This window comes from Ruegeria sp. CDSA193 (genome assembly GCF_059611885.1).
Genome location: NZ_JBXWPN010000001.1, coordinates 461,454 through 480,871 on the forward strand (window position 1 = coordinate 461,454; position 19,418 = coordinate 480,871).

Annotated in this window: 20 protein-coding genes; 7 read left to right on the forward strand and 13 right to left on the reverse strand. The window is 56.7% G+C overall.

Annotated elements, in window-relative coordinates:
* Positions 1-39: 39 nt before the first annotated feature.
* A complete protein-coding gene (gene hppD, locus AC2FLG_RS02280) occupies positions 40-1,137 on the reverse strand; it encodes a 4-hydroxyphenylpyruvate dioxygenase (protein WP_142634406.1) in 1,098 nt (365 codons plus the stop codon).
* 146 nt (positions 1,138-1,283) lie between these two features.
* Between hppD and AC2FLG_RS02285 the strand changes: the two genes are divergently transcribed.
* Both AC2FLG_RS02285 and AC2FLG_RS02290 read left to right on the forward strand, forming a co-directional pair.
* Positions 1,284-1,739 carry an Lrp/AsnC family transcriptional regulator gene (locus tag AC2FLG_RS02285; protein ID WP_142634408.1) on the forward strand — a complete coding sequence of 152 codons (456 nt, stop codon included), beginning with the start codon at positions 1,284-1,286 and terminating at the stop codon, positions 1,737-1,739.
* A 19-nt stretch (positions 1,740-1,758) separates the two neighbouring features.
* Entirely contained in the window at positions 1,759-3,639 is a 1,881-nt protein-coding gene (locus tag AC2FLG_RS02290; protein WP_142634410.1) for a monovalent cation:proton antiporter-2 (CPA2) family protein, read from the forward strand.
* A 28-nt stretch (positions 3,640-3,667) separates the two neighbouring features.
* Here the strand turns inward: AC2FLG_RS02290 and cobT are convergent, their stop codons facing one another.
* Positions 3,668-4,681, reverse strand: a complete 1,014-nt coding sequence (gene cobT, locus AC2FLG_RS02295) for a nicotinate-nucleotide--dimethylbenzimidazole phosphoribosyltransferase (RefSeq protein WP_496704835.1) — start codon at positions 4,679-4,681, stop codon at positions 3,668-3,670.
* Positions 4,682-4,760: 79 nt separating this feature from the next.
* Between cobT and cobS the strand changes: the two genes are divergently transcribed.
* Entirely contained in the window at positions 4,761-5,525 is a 765-nt protein-coding gene (gene cobS / locus AC2FLG_RS02300; RefSeq protein ID WP_281972265.1) for an adenosylcobinamide-GDP ribazoletransferase, read from the forward strand.
* Positions 5,526-5,608: 83 nt separating this feature from the next.
* Here cobS and AC2FLG_RS02305 read toward each other — a convergent pair whose 3' ends face one another.
* The 5 genes from AC2FLG_RS02305 to AC2FLG_RS02325 form a co-directional block, all read right to left on the reverse strand.
* Entirely contained in the window at positions 5,609-6,127 is a 519-nt protein-coding gene (locus AC2FLG_RS02305; RefSeq protein WP_142634416.1) for a CarD family transcriptional regulator, read from the reverse strand.
* 282 nt (positions 6,128-6,409) lie between these two features.
* Positions 6,410-6,748: a ferredoxin FdxA gene (gene fdxA / locus AC2FLG_RS02310; RefSeq protein ID WP_085821728.1), complete on the reverse strand. Its 339-nt coding sequence runs from the start codon at positions 6,746-6,748 to the stop codon at positions 6,410-6,412.
* 66 nt (positions 6,749-6,814) lie between these two features.
* Positions 6,815-7,180 carry an RNA-binding S4 domain-containing protein gene (locus tag AC2FLG_RS02315; RefSeq protein WP_496704837.1) on the reverse strand — a complete coding sequence of 122 codons (366 nt, stop codon included), beginning with the start codon at positions 7,178-7,180 and terminating at the stop codon, positions 6,815-6,817.
* A gap of 6 nt (positions 7,181-7,186) precedes the next feature.
* A complete protein-coding gene (locus tag AC2FLG_RS02320) occupies positions 7,187-10,006 on the reverse strand; it encodes a helicase-related protein (protein ID WP_496704839.1) in 2,820 nt (939 codons plus the stop codon).
* A 22-nt stretch (positions 10,007-10,028) separates the two neighbouring features.
* On the reverse strand, positions 10,029-10,598 hold the full coding sequence (locus AC2FLG_RS02325) for a tetratricopeptide repeat protein (protein ID WP_496704840.1): 570 nt from the start codon (positions 10,596-10,598) through the stop codon (positions 10,029-10,031).
* Between the two features lie 69 nt (positions 10,599-10,667).
* Between AC2FLG_RS02325 and AC2FLG_RS02330 the strand changes: the two genes are divergently transcribed.
* From AC2FLG_RS02330 to AC2FLG_RS02340, 3 genes are all read left to right on the forward strand, one after another.
* Positions 10,668-10,958: an SCP2 sterol-binding domain-containing protein gene (locus AC2FLG_RS02330; protein ID WP_142634424.1), complete on the forward strand. Its 291-nt coding sequence runs from the start codon at positions 10,668-10,670 to the stop codon at positions 10,956-10,958.
* A complete protein-coding gene (locus tag AC2FLG_RS02335; RefSeq protein WP_281972268.1) occupies positions 10,958-11,899 on the forward strand; it encodes an alpha/beta fold hydrolase in 942 nt (313 codons plus the stop codon). Before AC2FLG_RS02330 ends, AC2FLG_RS02335 begins: the two co-directional genes overlap by 1 nt.
* 102 nt (positions 11,900-12,001) lie before the next feature.
* Positions 12,002-13,822 carry a M3 family oligoendopeptidase gene (locus tag AC2FLG_RS02340; RefSeq protein WP_281972269.1) on the forward strand — a complete coding sequence of 607 codons (1,821 nt, stop codon included), beginning with the start codon at positions 12,002-12,004 and terminating at the stop codon, positions 13,820-13,822.
* 85 nt (positions 13,823-13,907) lie between these two features.
* On the opposite strand, the gene AC2FLG_RS02345 is transcribed toward AC2FLG_RS02340, so the two are convergent.
* From AC2FLG_RS02345 to AC2FLG_RS02365, 5 genes are all read right to left on the reverse strand, one after another.
* On the reverse strand, positions 13,908-14,438 hold the full coding sequence (locus AC2FLG_RS02345) for a dihydrofolate reductase family protein (protein WP_496690729.1): 531 nt from the start codon (positions 14,436-14,438) through the stop codon (positions 13,908-13,910).
* 198 nt (positions 14,439-14,636) lie between these two features.
* The gene (locus AC2FLG_RS02350; protein ID WP_496704841.1) at positions 14,637-14,906 is read right to left on the reverse strand and encodes a DksA/TraR family C4-type zinc finger protein; all 270 of its coding nucleotides are present in this window, start codon (positions 14,904-14,906) and stop codon (positions 14,637-14,639) included.
* Between the two features lie 59 nt (positions 14,907-14,965).
* Positions 14,966-15,943 (reverse strand): Gfo/Idh/MocA family protein, encoded by a 978-nt coding sequence (locus tag AC2FLG_RS02355; RefSeq protein WP_496704924.1) that lies wholly within the window; start codon positions 15,941-15,943, stop codon positions 14,966-14,968.
* Positions 15,944-16,073: 130 nt separating this feature from the next.
* A complete protein-coding gene (gene rpoH, locus AC2FLG_RS02360; protein ID WP_142634432.1) occupies positions 16,074-16,970 on the reverse strand; it encodes an RNA polymerase sigma factor RpoH in 897 nt (298 codons plus the stop codon).
* Between the two features lie 145 nt (positions 16,971-17,115).
* A complete protein-coding gene (locus AC2FLG_RS02365; protein WP_496704843.1) occupies positions 17,116-18,150 on the reverse strand; it encodes an RluA family pseudouridine synthase in 1,035 nt (344 codons plus the stop codon).
* Here AC2FLG_RS02365 and AC2FLG_RS02370 point away from each other — a divergent pair.
* A complete protein-coding gene (locus AC2FLG_RS02370; RefSeq protein WP_496700097.1) occupies positions 18,149-18,451 on the forward strand; it encodes a DUF6476 family protein in 303 nt (100 codons plus the stop codon). The two genes, AC2FLG_RS02365 and AC2FLG_RS02370, sit on opposite strands and share 2 nt — an antisense overlap.
* 4 nt (positions 18,452-18,455) lie before the next feature.
* Here the strand turns inward: AC2FLG_RS02370 and AC2FLG_RS02375 are convergent, their stop codons facing one another.
* On the reverse strand, positions 18,456-19,418 hold the full coding sequence (locus tag AC2FLG_RS02375) for a hypothetical protein (RefSeq protein WP_496704845.1): 963 nt from the start codon (positions 19,416-19,418) through the stop codon (positions 18,456-18,458).

Below are 19,418 nucleotides of genomic sequence, written 5' to 3' on the forward strand. Positions count from 1 at the left end.
CGGCCTGCGCGAGTGACCACGCAGGATTACCTTCTTGCATCAAGCTGCTGAAATTTCTCCACTTTCAATCTGCTCTCGCTCGATGGATTCGAACAGCGCCTTAAAGTTTCCCTCGCCAAACCCATCGTCGCCTTTGCGCTGAATGAACTCGAAGAAAATCGGTCCGATGACCGTTTTCGAGAAGATTTGCAGCAGAATCCGGGTCTCACCACCGTCCAGAACGCCCTCTCCATCAATCAGAATGCCGTGCTTCATCATCCGGTCCAACGGCTCTTCATGATCGACCACGCGGGTTTTAGACAACTCATAATAGGCTTCGTTCGGGCCGGGCATGAACTTCAGCCCCTTTTCGGCAATCGCATCGGTCGAGGCATAGATATCCTCGCTGCCCACAGCGATATGCTGGATGCCCTCGCCCTTGTATTTCTTCAGGTAGGAAACGATCTGCCCGGTTTCACCGCGATCTTCGTTGATCGGAATGCGGATACGCCCGCATGGAGACGTCAGCGCGCGACTAAAAAGACCGGTGAATTTGCCCTGAATGTCAAAAAAACGGATTTCACGGAAGTTGAACAAATCACCATAGAACTTGAACCACTTGTCCATATTGCCCTTGTAAACATTGTGGGTCAGGTGATCGAGATAATAGAACCCATCCCCCCGGGGCTTGGACTGTTCGATCCATGTGAATTCCTGATTATAGGGCGATGTTTCGTAATATTGATCAATGAAATAGATCAACGATCCGCCAATCCCCTTGATTGCAGGCACATTCAGTGTCTTGTCTGCCGCGTCATAAGGTTCAGCCCCTTTCGCTACAGCGTGCTCATAGGCTTTCTGCGCATCCACAACGCGCCATCCCATCGCCGGAGCACAAGGGCCATGCTCCCCCACGAACCGGGCAGAATAGCTGTCGGGATCTGCATTCAGGATGTAAGTCACATCACCCTGTTGCCACAACTCAATCGCAGGCTTGTCCTTGTGGTGACCTACCAGCGCGAATCCCATCTTTGCGAACAGATCGCGCAGCTCTTGCGGCTCGGGATGTGCGAACTCGACAAACTCGAACCCATCGGTTCCGGCGGGGTTTTCATCCGATATGATTGATTTCGGGGCGTTGTGAGGGAAAGGACCCATGGCGCGTCTCCGTTAATACAGGAATTTATTTGCTGATTTCAAAATACGTCTTAATCGGCACTTTTTTCGCGCATAGTTTTCCAATAACTTAAAGGGGCGCGCGTAAATTGCGCATAAGATTGGCCAATCACGGAGTTTTTCCGCACATGCTTGATTCCACTGATACGCGCCTGCTGTCAGCGCTGCAGAAAAACGCCCACCTAACAGCACACCAACTTGGAGAGATGTTGAACCTGTCGCCCAGTCAGGCTGGTCGCCGGCGCCAACGGCTGGAGGCTGAAGGGTATATCACCAGCTATGTCGCTCGCCTCGATCCTCTAAAGTTAGGGTTGCAGGTGCAGGGTTTTGTTCAGGTTCATCTGAGTACGCACGGCCCCGAGCAATCTGAAGGCTTTGCCCGTATGGTCGAAACACGCGCCGAAATCACCAGCGCATGGACAATGACAGGTGAGGCCGATTATTTACTACATGTCTATTGCGACGATCTATCCGCGCTTAATCGCTTGCTTCATCAGGTAATCCTTCCACATCCTGCAGTGGCTCGGATACAAAGCCAAATCGTTATGGATCAGCTCAAACGCGACGCCCCCCTGCCCACCTGAGCGCATTGAAAGGACGATCATGGACAACTTCCTTTACCAGGCGACGATCTATCTGGCTGCGGCTGTGATCGCCGTGCCGCTTTCGGCGCGTCTGGGACTGGGCTCTGTACTGGGATATCTGGCCGCGGGCCTTGTCATAGGGCCGTTGTTCGGATTGGTGGGTGCGGAAACGGAAAACCTGCAGCATGTGGCTGAATTCGGCGTAGTCATGATGCTGTTCCTGATCGGACTTGAACTGGAACCGCGCGCTCTTTGGGATATGCGGGACAGGCTTTTGGGGCTTGGCGGCCTCCAGGTGCTTTTATCGACCGCAGTGATCGCCAGCGTCGCCATGTATGCAAATCATCCATGGTCCGTAGCCCTGGCAGTGGGGTTGACGCTTTCCCTGTCATCAACTGCGATTGTTTTGCAGACCCTGTCGGAAAAGGGCTTGATGAAAACGAATGGAGGACGGGCGACCTTTTCAGTACTGCTGACTCAGGACATCGCGGTCATACCAATCCTGGCACTGCTTCCACTGCTGGCTCTGCCTGCCATTCCCCAGATTGCAAATGACGGATCTATCAACCGCATATCCACGGGGCACCACGGCGCGGCGCATCATAGCTTGTCATTGGTCGAGGGGTTGCCAGGGTGGGCGGTAACGCTTGTCACCATTGCCGCGATCGGTTTCGTCATTCTCGCCGGAGTGTACCTGACCAGGCCCTTGTTCCGCTTTATTCATGCGACCCGCCTCCGCGAGATGTATACGGCGCTGGCGTTGATGATTGTGGTTGGCATTTCCTTCCTGATGACGCTGGTTGGCCTGTCACCCGCTCTGGGCGCGTTTCTTGCAGGTGTGGTGCTAGCCAGTTCCGAGTTCCGGCACGAAATGGAGAGCGACCTAGAGCCGTTCAAAGGCCTTTTCCTTGGTCTGTTTTTCATCACCGTTGGCGCGGGCATCGATGTCGCCTATTTCTTTGACGACCCCTTCGACCTGATCGGACTGGCACTGTTGGTAATCTTGGTCAAAGGGATCATTCTGTTCCTGGTTGGCCGCGCCTTTAAACTGCGCGGGCGCGATCACTGGCTGTTTACACTGGGGCTGGCGCAAGCGGGTGAGTTCGGCTTTGTCCTGCTGGCGTTTTCGACCCAGCAGAATGTGATTCCAGGGGATCTGTCACAAAAACTTCTGATGATCATTGCGCTGACCATGCTGATCACGCCGCTTTTGTTCATCATTTATGATCTTCTCTCGCGCCGGATGGGGGATGGCACACCGGCACCCGAACCGGATGAGATCGACGAGAAAGGCCCGGTCATCATCGCCGGGATCGGGCGATTTGGTCAGATCGTCAATCGTCTGGTGCAGGCAAGCGGGTTCAAAACCATCGTTCTTGACCATAACATCGAAACCATCCAGCTGATGCGTCGCTTTGGCGTAAAAGGGTTCCTGGGGGATCCGACCCGTCCGGAATTGTTGCGCGCGGCCGGCCTTGAAAAAGCATCTGTTCTGGTGGCTGCGATGGATGATCGCAAGAAGGTGACGCGTCTTGTCGGCTATGCGCGCCGCCAGCGCCCAGACCTACACATCGTCGCGCGGGCACGGGATCGGACCCACGTGTACGAGCTGTATCAAGCCGGCGCGAACGACATTGTGCGCGAGACATTCGATGGCTCATTACGGGCCGGGCGATATGTGCTCGAGAATGTGGGTCTCAGCGAATACGAGGCAGCGCAGGCCGAACAGACTTTCTACCACCATGATCGCATGTCGGTTCGTGAACTGGCAGAGCTCTGGATTCCCGGGCTGCCCACCGCCGAGAACAAAAAATACATTGAGCGTGCGCAGCAGCTGGAAAAAGACCTTGAGACCGAACTGCTGGAATTGGCAGAAGAAAACGACAAAAAATCGGCCTGACCTTCAACTGACGGTCAGGCCGCGCGGATCAACCGTCCGAGACGCCAGCTTCGGCAAAGGTCGCCATGCCGGAATGACAGGCAACAGCGCTTTTGAGGATATTGATCGCCAGCGCCCCGCCAGAGCCCTCACCCAGTCGCAGCCCCAGCTTCAGCAAAGGCTCTTTTCCGAGCTTGGCCAACACAGCGCCATGCGCACCTTCCGCGCTCTGGTGCCCGGCGATCGTGTGATCCAGCGCACTCTCTGAAAGGTCAGACAGACACGCGGCGGCCGCTGAGCAGATAAAGCCATCCAGAATAACCGGAATGTGCAGCGCGCGTGCGGCGGCAATGGCTCCGGCCATAGCGGCGATCTCGCGTCCGCCCAGACGGCGCAGAATCTCTAGCCCATCGCCCGAACCGCCATGTAGCGTAACACCTTCGGCCACCACACGGGTTTTGTTTGCCAATCCCGCATCATCGACACCTGTTCCGCGACCAGTCCAATCGCCCGCCTCACCTCCGAACAAGGCGCAAGCAATCGCCGCTGCGGGGGTTGTGTTGCCGATACCCATTTCACCAACAACAAGAAGATCGGCGTCTGGTCTGACCGCAGTCCACCCGGTGCGCAGCGCCTGCAACAGGTCGTCCTCTGACATAGCTGGACCTGATGTGAAATCCGCGGTCGGTCGTTCAAGCTCCAGCGCGTGGACATCCATCGTTGCCCCAGCCGCCTTGGCCAGCTGGTTGATGGCCGCCCCGCCATGTTCAAAGTTCAACACCATCTGCACGGTCACTTCCGGCGGAAAGGCCGAAACACCCTGTGCTGTGACACCGTGGTTTCCGGCAAACACGATAACCTGCGGCGAGGTGATCTGCGGGCGGGCATCCCCGCGCCAGCCTGCATACCAGATTGCCAGGTCTTCCAACCGACCAAGCGCGCCCGGAGGTTTGGTCAGCTGCCCATTACGGTCAGTCGCCCCTTGCGCAGCGGCATCATCGGGCCCGGAGGCTTGCCGGACAGCTTCGCGGAAAGAATTCAGATTGTTAATTTCGGGCAGCATCCAAAGCCTCGTTGCATCAGAGTGGTCCTGCGTGTTTAACCGAAGCGATCAAACCGACAAGACCCTGAAAGGCGCAGGAGTGCTAAAAAACGACACCAAGCTCATTTCTGCCTGGGATATTCCGCTGGCTTTGGTCCTGTTGACGCGTTTGCCCGTGCCGCGGCTGCCTGACAGAGTGTTCTCGCGTCAGGCCAGCGCCGTTTGGGCCTTTCCATTGGCGGGGCTTGTTGTCGGCATGTTGGCCGGTGCCGTGGGATGGATGGCGACGGCTATGGGGCTGCCGTCGATAGCGTGTGCCATACTTGTCGTTCTTGTCCTGACCATCACCACCGGCGCGATGCACGAGGATGGGCTTGCAGATACCGCTGACGGGCTGTGGGGCGGTTTCACGCCTGAACGGCGGCTAGAGATTATGAAGGACAGCCACATCGGCACCTATGGCGTCCTTGCCCTGATTTCTTCGCAACTGCTGCGCGTGTCGTTGATTGCTGCGATCCTTTCGAATGCGGGTTTTGCCACCATATTGGCCGCATGCATCGTTTCGCGGGCTATGATGCCTGTTGTTATGTCCGTCCTTCCAAATGCCCGCCAATCGGGCCTTAGCCATTCAGTGGGCGCACCCGGATCGACCGCGGTGATACTCGGCGGGGCCATGGCGCTGCTGCTCACTCTGCCAATGATCGGGTTGCAGGTGGTTTTCCCTGCGCTGATTGCCGCTTTGTCTGCGGTGGCAATGGCGATGCTAGCCAAGGCCAAGATCGAGGGTCAGACCGGTGACATACTGGGCGCCACTCAACAACTGGCCGAGATAGGGTTTCTTATGGCCGTAGCTACGCAGGTTTAGTGGCCCCGATTTCAATAGGTGACTGCAATATAAAAAGGCCACCTCCTTGCGGGGATGGCCTTAAAACTTTGATTTTAGCAGGTTCAGGCCGCCGCTGCCGCGCGCGAGGTCAGAACCTCATCCACCTGCCTGGCCGCAGACACTTCGCCTGCGCCGGATACTGCCGCGACTTCGCGGGTCAGACGCTCAAGCGCGGCTTCATAAAGCTGACGTTCGGAATAGCTCTGTTCGCGCTGATCATCGGTGCGGTGCAGATCGCGGACAACTTCGGCAATCGAGATCAGATCACCCGAGTTGATCTTTTGTTCATATTCCTGTGCCCGGCGGGACCACATGGCACGCTTGACCTTGGCCTTGCCCTTCAGTGTCTTCATGGCCTGGCTGATGACATCTGGCGAGCTGAGCGAGCGCAAACCGGACTCGGTCGCCTTGTTGGTCGGCACGCGCAGGGTCATTTTGTCTTTCTCAAAGGAAATGACGAACAGCTCGAGCGAGTATCCCGCAACTTCCTGTTCTTCGATCGAAATGATCTGACCGACACCATGGGCCGGGTAAACAACATAGTCGTTGGGGCGAAACTCAAGCTTCTTCGACTTAGACATACAGGTTCTTCCTTGGTTACGAGAGCGCGGGACAGACAACAAAACGACCCACCCCGTGCCAGTACGGCCCGGTCAGGTTGCTGTGTTTTCAACTAATCAGAACTCCAAAGCGAGCATACTTACGGAGTCATCCCCATCTCAATCAACGTTCAATTTCCGAGTATATCACAAAATTGAGACACTCGAAAGGCTGCCCCTTTCCACATGAAAGAAAGGTGTTAAGAAACAGATAGATAAGGCGCCATCCCACTGCTGAACTGACAAGTTCAGAGCGCGAATCGCTTAGCCGCCTTCGCCGGGGGCCTCAGAGAAGTATTTCTCCATCTTACCCTCTTCGCCATCACGCTCTTCTGCATCAGGCAGCGGGTCTTTCTTGGTCACGATCACCGGCCACTGCTCGGAGAACTTGCGATTAAACTCGACCCATTGATCCATGCCCGGCTCAGTATCCGGACGGATCGCATCAGCGGGACATTCAGGTTCACATACTCCGCAATCGATGCATTCATCGGGATGGATGACCAGTGTATTCTCACCTTCGTAGAAACAATCCACCGGACACACTTCGACACAGTCGGTGTATTTGCAGGCGATGCAGTTTTCAGTGACAACATAGGTCATGGTGAATTTCCCGTTTGCGGTTTGGGCGTCTAGCTAAATCAGTATGGCGTCAGCTTCAAGATATGTTCAGCTATCTTGATTGCGAGAAAGATCAAGTACACGCCGATCCTTCTTGGTGGGACGACCTTTTCCCTCAAACCCTGGATTTCGCGGCTGCGTGTCCTGCTTTTCGGTCAAATCGGTATATAGTGTCTGCGCCTCGGTTGCCGGTCCGCGCCGATCACCCAGTTTTTCGATACGCACAACGCGCACAATCCGCCCCTGAGGGAAGGTCAGAACATCACCGGGGGCCACAGGCTGCGCCGGTTTCAGGATCCGGTTTCCGTTGACGCGGACATGGCCGCCACTGACCTGTTTGGCGGACAGGCTTCGGGTGTTGAAGAACCGAGCCTGCCACAGCCATTTATCGATCCGAAGCCGGGCCTCGGTCATCAGGCGTTAATTGCCTTCCTTCAAACCCATTAGCGCGGCCGCGAACGGGTTATCGGGATCAATGGGCTTTTCCTTTTTCGGCGGACGAGACGAGAAGGTCTTGGCACCCTGCGGCTTGCCACCTTTCTTGCCCTGCGGCTTGCCCCGGCCATCCTGAGGCTTACCGCGCGGCTTACCTTTGCCCTGCCCCTGTCGCTGTTCGCGGCGTGGGCCTTGGTTGGCCTGACGCTGACGGCCCCAAGTGAAGGTATAAAAGACCTCAACTTCGGGTTCATCTGTTGCGGCTGTCGGCGCGGTGGCCTCGGCTGCTGCCTCGGTGCTTTCGGTGGCCTCGGCTGACGCCTCGGTGGGCGCGGCGACCTCTTCGGGGGTTCCCTCTGGTGCGGGCACTTCCTCGGAGGCAGCTGCTTCCGTGGCCTCTGCGGCAGGTAGCTCTGCCGGTGCGGGCTTAACCTTTTCACGCTCGGCGCGTTCGGCCTTGTAGCCCAGCCCCTGCATTAGGTCGGCGAATTGTTCCAGCGTCATACCGGTGATCGACAGCATGTCAGGCTTGGCCTCGAACCCACCACGGCTGTCTTCAGCGCGCAGCATGTCGGCCAGACGTTCCAGCATGTCGATCCGGATCGAGCGTTCGCCCGCATCGCGATAACCACACATAGTGTCATAACCGTCAGGTGCGCCTTTGGCGATGGGCACAGTAACAAGACCCGGAGGCGGCGCGTCGGGAAATTCCTGCAGGCCATTTGCCAAGGCCCACAGAACAAGACGCAGACGCGTTGGGGCCGGTTTCAGCAGCAGCGGCATGAAAATGGTGAACTGACCAAAGCGGATACCGTGTTTGCGCAGCGCGCCACGGGCGTCCTGATCCAGATCCTTGACGTCTTGCGCGACACCTGCGCGCGGCAATACGCCCAGCGCCTCAACCATGCGGAAGGCAAAGCCCCTGGCCAGCCCATTGAGTTCTTCATCGCGCGACAGGTTCAGCAGCGGCTCGAACAGTGCGGCCACTTTACGGTCGATGAAATGCTGCAGGCGACGCTGAACTTTCTGTTCAACATCGGGGCCCGCGGCCTCGTCCACAAAAACCTCGACCAGCGGCTTGAGAGGCTCTGCCCCGGCAACCAGCTTGCCAACGGCATATTCACCCCACATCAGGCCACCCTGATCGGTAAAATCAATTTCGGTATCGGGCGCATTATAGAAGCGATCGGCACGCAGATGGAATTGCGGCGCGAGGGCTTGCAAGGACGCCGATTTCAAGGCTTTCGCCTCGGCTCCTTGCGCGCTTTTGTCCGGACTGAACCGGAACCCTTCCAGTCGACCGACGAATTCACCTTCGACGGTCACTTCACCCTTGTCATTTACTTCGGCCAAAAGGGCCTCCTTCTGTTTGAGCCGGCGCAACAAAACGGATGTGCGCCGGTCCACAAATCTCTGAGTCAAACGGTCATGCAGAGCGTCTGACAGCCTGTCTTCTACAATGCGCGTCTCATCACGCCAATGGGATTCGTCACGCACCCAACCATTTCGTTGCGCAACGTAAGTCCAGGTGCGAATATATGCCAACCTTTTTGACAGTGCATCTATATCGCCATCCGTTCGGTCGATCCGGCGGATTTGCCGCGCCATAAAGTCATCTGGGATCGAACCACCTTCATGCAGGTGGCCAAAAATCACTTCGAGCAGGCTGGCATGTTCGGCATGGCTGATGCCGCGAAAATCGGGGATTCGGCACACATCCCATAACAAACGAACGGATTGCGGATCACTGGCACGGGCCGCAATTTCGGCAACTTGCGACAAGGATTTAAGCACATTCAGATCATCTGCCGGACGGGCTTTGATCAGGTGTTCGCTATCCGGGCTAATCTCGAGCGTGTGGATCAGAGCGTCAATCGAACCAAACTGCAAGGCGGCATTCCGCCAATTCAGTTTTTTCATCGGCGCAAAGCGGCTGTCCATAATGGCCTGCGCGACACCATCGTCCAGAGGCGGCGCCTCGCCGGTCACGCCGAAGGTTCCATCGGACATTCCGCGCCCTGCGCGGCCAGCAATTTGGGCAAGCTCATTCGGGGCCAGGGGCCGCATCCGCCGGCCATCGAATTTGGTCAGGGACGAGAACGCAACATGGTTCACATCCAGGTTCAACCCCATCCCGATGGCATCGGTGGCAACCAAATAGTCGACCTCACCATTCTGATAGAGCTCAACCTGTGCATTCCGTGTACGCGGGCTAAGCGCCCCCATGACCACAGCTGCCCCACCCTTTTGACGGCGTAGCAGCTCGGCGATGGCATAGACGTTGTCGACCGAAAACCCGACGATGGCGCTGCGCGGTGGCATGCGGCTGATTTTCTTGGAGCCGGCATAGACCAGTTGCGACATCCGCTCTCGCCGGACGAATTGTGCTTCGGGCACAAGTGCCGCGATGGGACCGCGCATGGTATCGGATCCCAGAAACAGGGTTTCATTAGTGCCGCGCGCGCGCAGCAACCTGTCGGTGAAGACGTGGCCGCGTTCCGGGTCGGCGCAGAGTTGGATTTCGTCGATAGCCACAAAATCGGCACCCATGCCTTCGGGCATCGCCTCGACCGTACAGACCCAATATTTAGCACGTGGCGGTACGATACGTTCTTCCCCGGTGATCAGCGCCACCACCGACGGTCCGCGAATGGCGACGATTTTGTCGTATACCTCGCGCGCAAGCAGGCGCAGCGGCAGGCCGATCACCCCCGTGCGGTACCCCAGCATACGTTCGATTGCGTAATGGGTTTTGCCTGTATTGGTTGGGCCAAGTACGGCCACGATTCGGGATGACCCGCTCACCTTTGCCCCCTGCCCCCGGTTCTCAGAGGGCCGAGCCCTCGACCTGGGCTTTCAGTCGATTCACTGCATTGGTTACTTCTTCGTAATGGGGATGTATAGCCAAGGCATGGGAATAGGCCGCAAATGCTTTTTCGGGCTGACCCAGAATCTCAAATATCAATCCAAGCCCGTAGATGGCCTCATAGTTGTTCGGGTTCAGCGTCAGGGCATGTTCCAGATCTGCGGCAGCCATCCCGAACCTTTCGATCCCAAAAAACGCAGAGGCCCGCGCGTGCCAGCCTTCGGCGAAATCAGGCGCGTGGTCTGTCAGGGCCGTCAAATGCTCGATCGCGGCATAGGTGTCACCATCATCCAGTGCTTCGCGCCCACGCTCCAGCAGCAGATCGGCGGAGGCCGAACCAGATTGCGACCAGAGCGCCCGTAACTGGCGGTCGATTCCAGTCGCCAGGTCCGGTGTGGCCTGCGCAAGGTTCTGCAACAACTCGGCCTCGTCGCGGGAATCCTCCTGCTGCGCAAGGCAAGTGGAGGAAAACATGACTAGGACAGAAAGTGCCGCAACGGTACCTTTGAGATTGTTGATTGCATTGCTCATAACAAGTGTCAGTGTAGCGTTGCGACCGAGGATGTCCATTCACGGCGTACTAACAAAATGAGGAAGATCATGAGCGATTCATTGGAAAAAGCCGCAGCAGTGTTGAATGAGAAACTGTCGGGCGGCGATTTCGACGCATCGGCTAAATTTGCCATCGCGGATTTGGGCGCGATCGTAGTTGATGCAAGCGGCGCGCGCATCAGCGATGAAGAAACGGACGTGACTTTGAACGCTGATGCGGACACGTTCGAGCAAATTCTCAATGGTGATCTGGACCCGACAAGCGCCTTCATGGCCGGAAAACTGAGCATTGACGGCGACATGGGCGCGGCAATGAAACTCGCCTCGGCCCTGGCCTGATGGAATACCCGTCGGCCCCTTTGTTCGAAGACGTGGCTGGCGGCCCCGCTGGCGGTGTTGCACATTGGTTGAACACCGCCGACGGTACCCGAATTCGCGTGGCGCATTGGCGCCCCGAAGGTACAGCGAACGGGACTGTCATGCTGTTTCCCGGTCGCACTGAATACATCGAAAAATACGGTGATGCAGCGAGTGAATTCGTCAAGCGTGGCTTTGCCGTGCTGGTGATCGACTGGCGGGGTCAGGGATTGGCAGACCGGTTGCTTGACGATCCGCGGGTTGGCCATGTCAATAAATTCACTGACTATCAGCAAGACGTAGATGTGTCGCTAGAGCTGGCCACAAAGCTTGATCTGCCCAGGCCCTGGCATGTTATCGGCCACTCTATGGGTGGTGCCATTGGATTGCGGGCAGTTTTGGAAAACGATTGTTTTGCTACCTGTGTTTTTACCGGTCCGATGTGGGGGATTTTCTTTACGCCCCTTATGAAACCCATCAGCCGGTTGACCGCAAATTGGGCCCCGCGTCTGGGGTTTGGCGAAAAGACCCCCCCGACCACTTCACTGGACAGCTATGTTCTGACACAGCCTTTCGAAGGCAATAGCCTGACGCGCGATCCTGCCATGTACAAAATGATGCAGGATCATCTGGCCAAGTATCCCGAACTTTCCCTTGGTGCACCGTCGACGATCTGGCTGCGCGAGGCATTAGATGAATGCGACTGGTTGATGGTGCAGACTGCCCCAGCCGTCCCATGCCTGACATATCTTGGCTCCCACGAGCAGATTGTGGACCGCAAGGCCATCCGCGCACGCATGGCAAACTGGCCGAACAGCACGTTGATCGAAATTCCAGACGGTGAACACGAAGTCCTGATGGAACCGCCAGAGGTGCGCGACCCTGCATTTGACCAAATCGCCGCGCATTTCAAAGCTGCATAGACGGATCACCCCCTGGAACCGGCGCTTTCTCTTTGACTGTCCGCTTGTGATCCTCGCCGGTCGCGCCTAGATGTTTGCCAAAGCAGATTTTCGAGGTGATCCATGCGCGACCTTCCTTTTCCACTACGTGACGCAAACGCGGTCGGCGGGGCCGATAATCTTGGCAACCTGCCGGAATGGGATCTGACGGATCTCTATGCTTCGGAAGACGCGGCCGAGCTTGCGCGTGACCTGGACTGGTTGGAAACCGAATGCGCCGCCTTTGCCGCAGATTACGAAGGCAATTTGGCGGATCTTGATGCCCAGGGCTTGCTGACCTGCGTGTTGCGGAACGAAAAGATCAACTCGATCGCCGGGCGTATCATGTCCTTTGCCGGACTGCGCTATTATCAGCTGACAACCGACGCCGAACGCGCCAAGTTCCTCTCGGACATGCAGGAAAAGATCACTGTCTTTACCACGCCGCTGGTGTTCTTCACGCTGGAAATCAATCGCCTCGACGACGACGCGCTAAAAGCGCATTTCGACGCCAACACCGATCTGGCCCGTTACGAGCCCGTATTCCGCCGCATCCGCGCGATGAAACCCTATCAGCTATCTGACGAGCTTGAAAAATTCCTGCACGATCTGGGCGTTGTTGGCGATGCCTGGGAACGCCTTTTCGACGAGACCATCGCAGGCTTGACCTTTGATGTTGACGGAGAAGAGTTGAACATCGAAGGCACACTCAACCTGCTGACCGAGCAGGACCGCAGCAAACGCGAAGCGGCTTCTCGCGAATTGGCCCGCGTGTTTCAGGACAACGTCAAGACCTTCGCGCGCGTTCACAACACGCAGGCCAAGGAAAAGGAAATCGTCGACCGCTGGCGCAATATGCCGACCGCGCAGACTGGTCGCCATCTGTCGAATGACGTCGAACCCGAGGTCGTCGAGGCCCTGCGCGAGGCGGTCGTGGCCGCTTACCCCAAGCTGAGCCACCGGTATTACGAGCTAAAGCGCAAATGGCTGGGTCTGGACGTGATGCAGGTCTGGGATCGCAACGCACCCCTGCCGATGGAAGACACGCAGATTGTCGGCTGGGATGACGCCGAGAAAACCGTGATGGATGCCTATGAGGCCTTTGATCCGCGTATGGGTGAGATCGCCGCGCCGTTCTTCTCGAAGGGTTGGATTGATGCCGCGGTGAAACCGGGCAAGGCGCCGGGCGCCTTTGCGCATCCCACCGTAACTGACGTCCACCCCTATGTGATGCTGAACTATCTTGGTAAGCCCCGCGATGTGATGACCCTGGCGCATGAGCTGGGCCATGGCGTTCATCAGGTTTTGGCCGCCGATCAAGGTGAGATGCTGTCTTCCACCCCGCTGACGCTGGCCGAAACCGCTTCGGTTTTTGGTGAAATGCTGACCTTCCGCAAAATGCTGGACAAGGCCGAAACCCCTGAGCAGCGCAAGATTCTGCTGGCTGGCAAGGTCGAGGACATGATCAACACGGTCGTGCGCCAAATCGCCTTCTATGACTTCGAATGCAAATTGCACGCCGCACGCCGCGAGGGCGAGTTGACCCCGGACGACATCAACGCCTTGTGGATGAGCGTTCAGGCCGAAAGCCTCGGCCCCGCATTTGAATTCATGGAAGGGTATGAGACGTTCTGGGCCTATATCCCACATTTCGTGCATTCGCCCTTCTACGTCTACGCCTATGCCTTTGGCGACGGCCTCGTGAACGCGCTCTATTCCGTCTACGAAAGCGGCGCCGACGGGTTCGAGGACAAGTATTTCGACATGCTGCGCGCCGGTGGGTCAAAACACCACAAAGAGCTGCTGGCCCCGTTCGGTCTGGATGCTAGCGATCCCAAGTTCTGGGACAAAGGCCTGTCGATGATCTCGGGCTTTATTGACGAGTTGGAGGCGATGGAGGGCTGAAGCCGCCTGAAGCGGAGACTGTGATGTCTGCTTCGCGGACAAAGCGGACAAACGAACAAATAGTCCGAATGTCCGCTTCAAGAAGTCAGAAACCTACGAATTCTTCCAGAGTATACCCGTTTTCATATATTTCGGTTTTGGTCCGAGACAGGCTCAAGGCCGATGTATTGCTGCCAAACAATCCAACTCCGGTTCCCAAGATACACGGCGCTCGCTTGAGGATCAGCCTGTCGATCAATCCTTCGACGAGCATCCATCCTGCGAACTCTCCTCCGCCGCACAAATATACCGGGCCATCAGATTCTCGGGCTATCTGCCTAATATCGTCTGGATCTGGCCGCTTTAGAACCGATACCTCGGATTTCTCAGGCAACTGAAACGTGTTTGAGAACACAATCGTGTTCATGTGCGGATATGGGTTCTGTCCGGGTTCTAGTCCGTATTCATAGCCAAACTCATAGGTCTTCCGGCCCATGATTGCTGTCTTGTAGCCTTCAAGCCGATTGGCATAGTCGTCGACAACGGGCCCTTCATGGGCGAATTTCGAAATGTCGCCAGACAAACCAGAGATAAACCCGTCAAGCGATACGGCGACGTCATAAATAATGGGATGCATCTGCTGCTCCTGTACAATGATTTCCAATGAAGCCAGTTAGCTTCGTGCAGGGTGGAAATTACTTGATCACTGACAGGGCACTCCTCAGATTGAACGCGTCACTAGATGAGTTTCGTGGTCTGGTCAACGTTGCGTCAAATGGGCATTCGAGCAAAAAGCAGCATCCTCTACTTTGGGCTCAAAGCAAACATAATAAACTCACCTCAACTGACTGTCCTTCGACCCGCGCCGGTTGATACCGCCGCGCATTTTGTGCGCCCCGTCACGTTCTTGCTGGCACTCGAGGCACAGTTTCACGCCAGGCAGTGCTGTGCGGCGCTTTTCGGGGATTGGTTCTTCGCATTCGGCACATTGGGTCAGGCTTTCGCCTACGGGCCGTTTCTGGGCCTGCATTCGGGCCAGCTCATCCGAAATGGATGCCTCGATCTGTTCGCTTACTGCTCCGTCGCGCGCCCAGCCACCTGCCATCGGGATGCCTCCTGTAAAGGTGTTAGCCGATTTTGCAGCGGTTCAAGAAGCGTGGCAAGTCATGGCAGCGCCATTGCATTCTCCAGCACACGGTCAATCACTTCCTGCGTGCCGCGTGAAAACTCAAGCGGGCACGGATATTCGGCACCCTCACGGACCGACCGACAAAAAGCTTCGACCTGCAGCTTATAGTGATCGTCTGCGGGGAAACGTGTGACCTGTATTTCCAGGCCGGGGCGGTGCAATTCGACACGCGCCTCTCCGAATACACGCGGATTGAACGGCGCAGTCAGCCGGATCATGCCGCGGTCGCCATGAAACACCATCTCTTGATGCGGATGCATTCGGATCGAGACATAGCTGGAATAGGTGAAATCCGGGAACTGAGCGCGAATCTCGGTAAAAGCGTCGACCCCATCCTCCCACCGGATGGCGGATTCGACCTGAATCGGCTCCTGCCCGGTGACAAAGCGCGCGCTGCCAATCACATAGACGCCAATATCACGCAGCCCACCTCCGCCGGTCTCAGCCCGGTTGCGAATGTTTGCCGTATCCGCCCGGCTGTCAAAGCTGAACGCACCCGTCACATGGGCCAAATTCCCGATCGCCTTGTCGGCAATCAGCTTGCGTACAAACTTCCATTGAGGGTGTTGGACGATCATATAAGCCTCGGCCGCCAACAATCCGGTCTCATCCCGTTTGTTGATCAATGGGGCAAATTCGGACACCGTCATCGCCATCGGCTTTTCACACAGCACATGCTTACCGGCGTCCAGTGCCTTGAGGCTCCATTCGACATGCAAATGGTTGGGCAGCGGGATGTAAACGGCCTCAATCTGCGGGTCGTTCAGCAACGCATCATAGCTGTCATAGACCGTCAAATCCGGGCAAAAGGCCTGAAACGGTTCGCCTTTGGCGGAATCGGACGTCGCAAGGCCTGCCAGACGCGCGCCCTCAGCTGCGTGGATTGCAGGGGCCATATATTGCCGCGCGAATTTCGCAGCTCCCAATACGCCCCAATTCACTGGATTCTGCATCATGGACACCCCTTATGGCTTTGATCCGGTCTGTTGTAATCGCCCTCAGTCCGAGTGTCATTAGCGCTAACACAAATAGAAAACCCGGCACGACCAATGTCGCACCGGGCCCGTTCAATAAACGAAGAGGTCAGGCTGTGGCCAGCATCCCTTTTTCGCGGGCAAGCTCTCGCATCTTCTTCTGAAGTTTCTCAAAAGCGCGGACTTCAATCTGGCGAATGCGTTCGCGACTGACATTGTACTGCGTACTCAGCTCTTCCAGTGTGACGGCCTGATCCATCAGGCGGCGTTGGGTCAGAATGTCTTTTTCCCGGTCATTCAAAACTTCAAGAGCAGCCGCCAACAGCTCGCGGCGGGCGTCGAGCTCATCGCGGGCCTCATAGTCGCCCGCCTGATCGGCATCCTCGTCCTCAAGCCAGTCCTGCCATTGCATGGTGCCTTCGCCCTCGGACCCGACGGTCGCATTCAGAGAGGCGTCGCCACCGGACATCCGGCGGTTCATGCTGATCACTTCTGCTTCGGTCACACCAAGGTCATTTGCGATCCGGGCCACGTTTTCCGGACGCAGGTCGCCCTCTTCCAGCGCACCGATGCGTGCCTTAGCTTTGCGCAAGTTGAAAAACAGCTTTTTTTGCGCCGAGGTTGTACCCAGTTTGACCAAAGACCATGACCGCAGAATGTATTCCTGAATCGAGGCGCGAATCCACCACATGGCATAGGTCGCCAGCCGGAACCCTTTTTCCGGATCAAACCGTTTCACGGCCTGCATAAGACCGACATTGGCCTCGGAGATCACTTCGGCCTGTGGCAGCCCATAACCGCGATAACCCATAGCGATCTTGGCCGCCAACCGTAGGTGGGAGGTCACCATTTTATGTGCAGCTTCAGTATCTTGCTTCTCAACCCAGCTTTTGGCCAGCATGTATTCTTCTTCTGGCTCCAGCAGGGGAAACTTCCGAATTTCCTGCATATAGCGGTTCAGCCCGCCTTCCGGCGTCGGCGCGGGGAGATTTGCGTAATTGGCCATGTTTCTTGTCCCTCCGACAAATGTTTAAGTCGTTAACATGGATATGGGAGGTCGTCCCGATCCGTTCAAGAGGTACCGTTAACAGTTTGAAATTAACGTTTGATAAAGGAAACCTAAGAAAACGTTATTCACGTAACTTTGCTTATTATGTCAGCGGTGTGCGCAGCTGTTCAATCAGATTTTCCATATCATCCGGCAACACAGCCTCGAAGCGAAGGTTTTCACCCGATATCGGGTGCTCAAAACCCAAAACCGCAGCATGAAGCGCCTGACGAGGAAAGTCTCGTACGGCCTCGGCGGCAGACGCGCTAAAGGCTTTAGCTGCGAGTTTCCGCTTGCCCCCATAGACCGGATCACCGACCAGACCATGACCGGCATGGGTCATGTGAACCCGAATCTGATGCGTGCGACCTGTTTCCAGCCAGCATTCGATCAGAGCCAGCCCTTGCGGGGCCCCAAACGTTTCGACCAGACGGGCGCGCGTGACAGCGTGGCGCCCACCGTGAAACAGCACAGCCTGTCGTTGCCGGTCTGTCTTGTGACGGGCCAGCTGAGTGGTGATCCGCATAATATTTCCGGGTTCAAAACTGACACCTTTGACGCCGCGCAACCGGGGATCATTGGCATCCGGGACACCGTAACAAATGGCGCGATAATAGCGTTCGACACTGTGTGCTTCGAACTGTGCGGCAAGCCCGTGATGGGCCGCGTCGGATTTGGCCACCACCAGCAACCCGCTGGTTTCCTTGTCGATACGATGCACGATGCCGGGGCGCTTTACGCCGCCTACGCCAGACAGGTCATCACCGCAGTGATGCAGCAACGCATTGACCAATGTCCCGTTCGGAGAGCCGGGCGCAGGATGCACGACCATACCCGCAGGTTTATTGACCACGATCAGGTCGGTATCCTCGAATACGACCTCCAGCGGGATGTCTTCCGGGCCGATATGGCTGTCTTCGGCCTCGGCCACAGTGATCGCCACCACTGCGCCTTCGGCCACCTGGGCCTTGGGGTCGCGGGCAGCGGTTCCGTTGATCATCACGGCCCCGTCTTCGATCAGCTTCCCCAATCGGGTCCGCGACAGGCTTTCCCCCGCTGGCACATCGCGGGAAAGCGCCTTATCAAGGCGGGGCGGCGGATCGGCCGCGATTTGAAACTCAATCTGGCGAGTGCCCATGACTGTCCCTTCCGAACCCCAAGAACCGCAGGAAACGCCGCAGCTTCGCCTGCTGCGGAGAATGGTCATGCTGCTGACCGCGGTGATGATTGGCGGGGTTCTAGTGACATTCGCACTGATTGTCATCCGGCTATCGGACCGGACCCCCACCCTGCCCGATCAGGTTGAGTTGCCCGATGGCGCAACAGCGCAGGCGGTCACCATTGGAAACAACTGGTTTGCGGTTGTGACTGATGACAATCGCATCCTGATCTTTGACAAAACCACTGGCCGGCAGCGCCAGGAAATTACCGTCGAATAAGGGCTTAACCCTCTAGCGCCATGCGAAACACGATCTCGGATGCCTGGCGCAGCGCCTGATATTCCGCAGCTGTGTCCCGGCGAAACGACTGATCATGCATGCTCAACCTGACAGGGGCAAAAAGCTGCGTCCGGTCGGGAAAAAACTCTTGATGAAAACTCACATCTTCATTTGCCATAAACGCGTCCAGCCAGGCGCGTTCATCCGGTTCAAGCACATCATTCTTACGCATCATCACGGGATCATCGACAGCCCGACGTCGCAACTGGCGACTTTTCTTGCGTCCCATAGCCCTAGTGACCACACCAAACGCCTCACACGCGGCTCTTGAATGCGAAGGATTGGACGATGTTTCGGTCTTGCTGTCCAAGGGCAGTTGGACGCCGATGCGATTCAGAAAATCATCGATAATGTTGCCATTAGCCATTTCAGAGCGCTCATACAGCATAGGCACCAACGAGACGCCCGGAAAAGCTGACCTTATCCGAGCCGCAGCACTGGCAAAGCTGAAACGCTCAGGATGCGCACGTATCTCGTCCAGCTGGGTACGAATATATTCAGAACCGCCCCCGGCAAGCCTGCCGTTCTTTGCCCTTTGTTTGTAGTCGGCTTCGAAAAAGTCAGAATATCTACGGCAGTAGAAAGCAATCCTCATCTCACGCGCGGGGATCTCAGCGAAAATCTCGGCCAGTTTGTGCAGATCGACTGAATACAACATCTCAGACGATACCAAGCATGCCTTATCCTCATGCTCAACATATTCCCTTGCCATCGCTTCGCGCAGGGCGGTGACCGGCTGTTCGGTTTGGTTCATGTGGAAGGCAATCAGGTTATGACTGCTGGCCAGACGCCCCTGCCCCTCGGTTCGCCTGCGGCCCGTTTCCATATAGTGTAATCCGGCCCCAGCCATCACTTGACCGTTTTTGCGAACAAACCCCTGTAACGCAGTCGACCCAGTCTTGGGCAT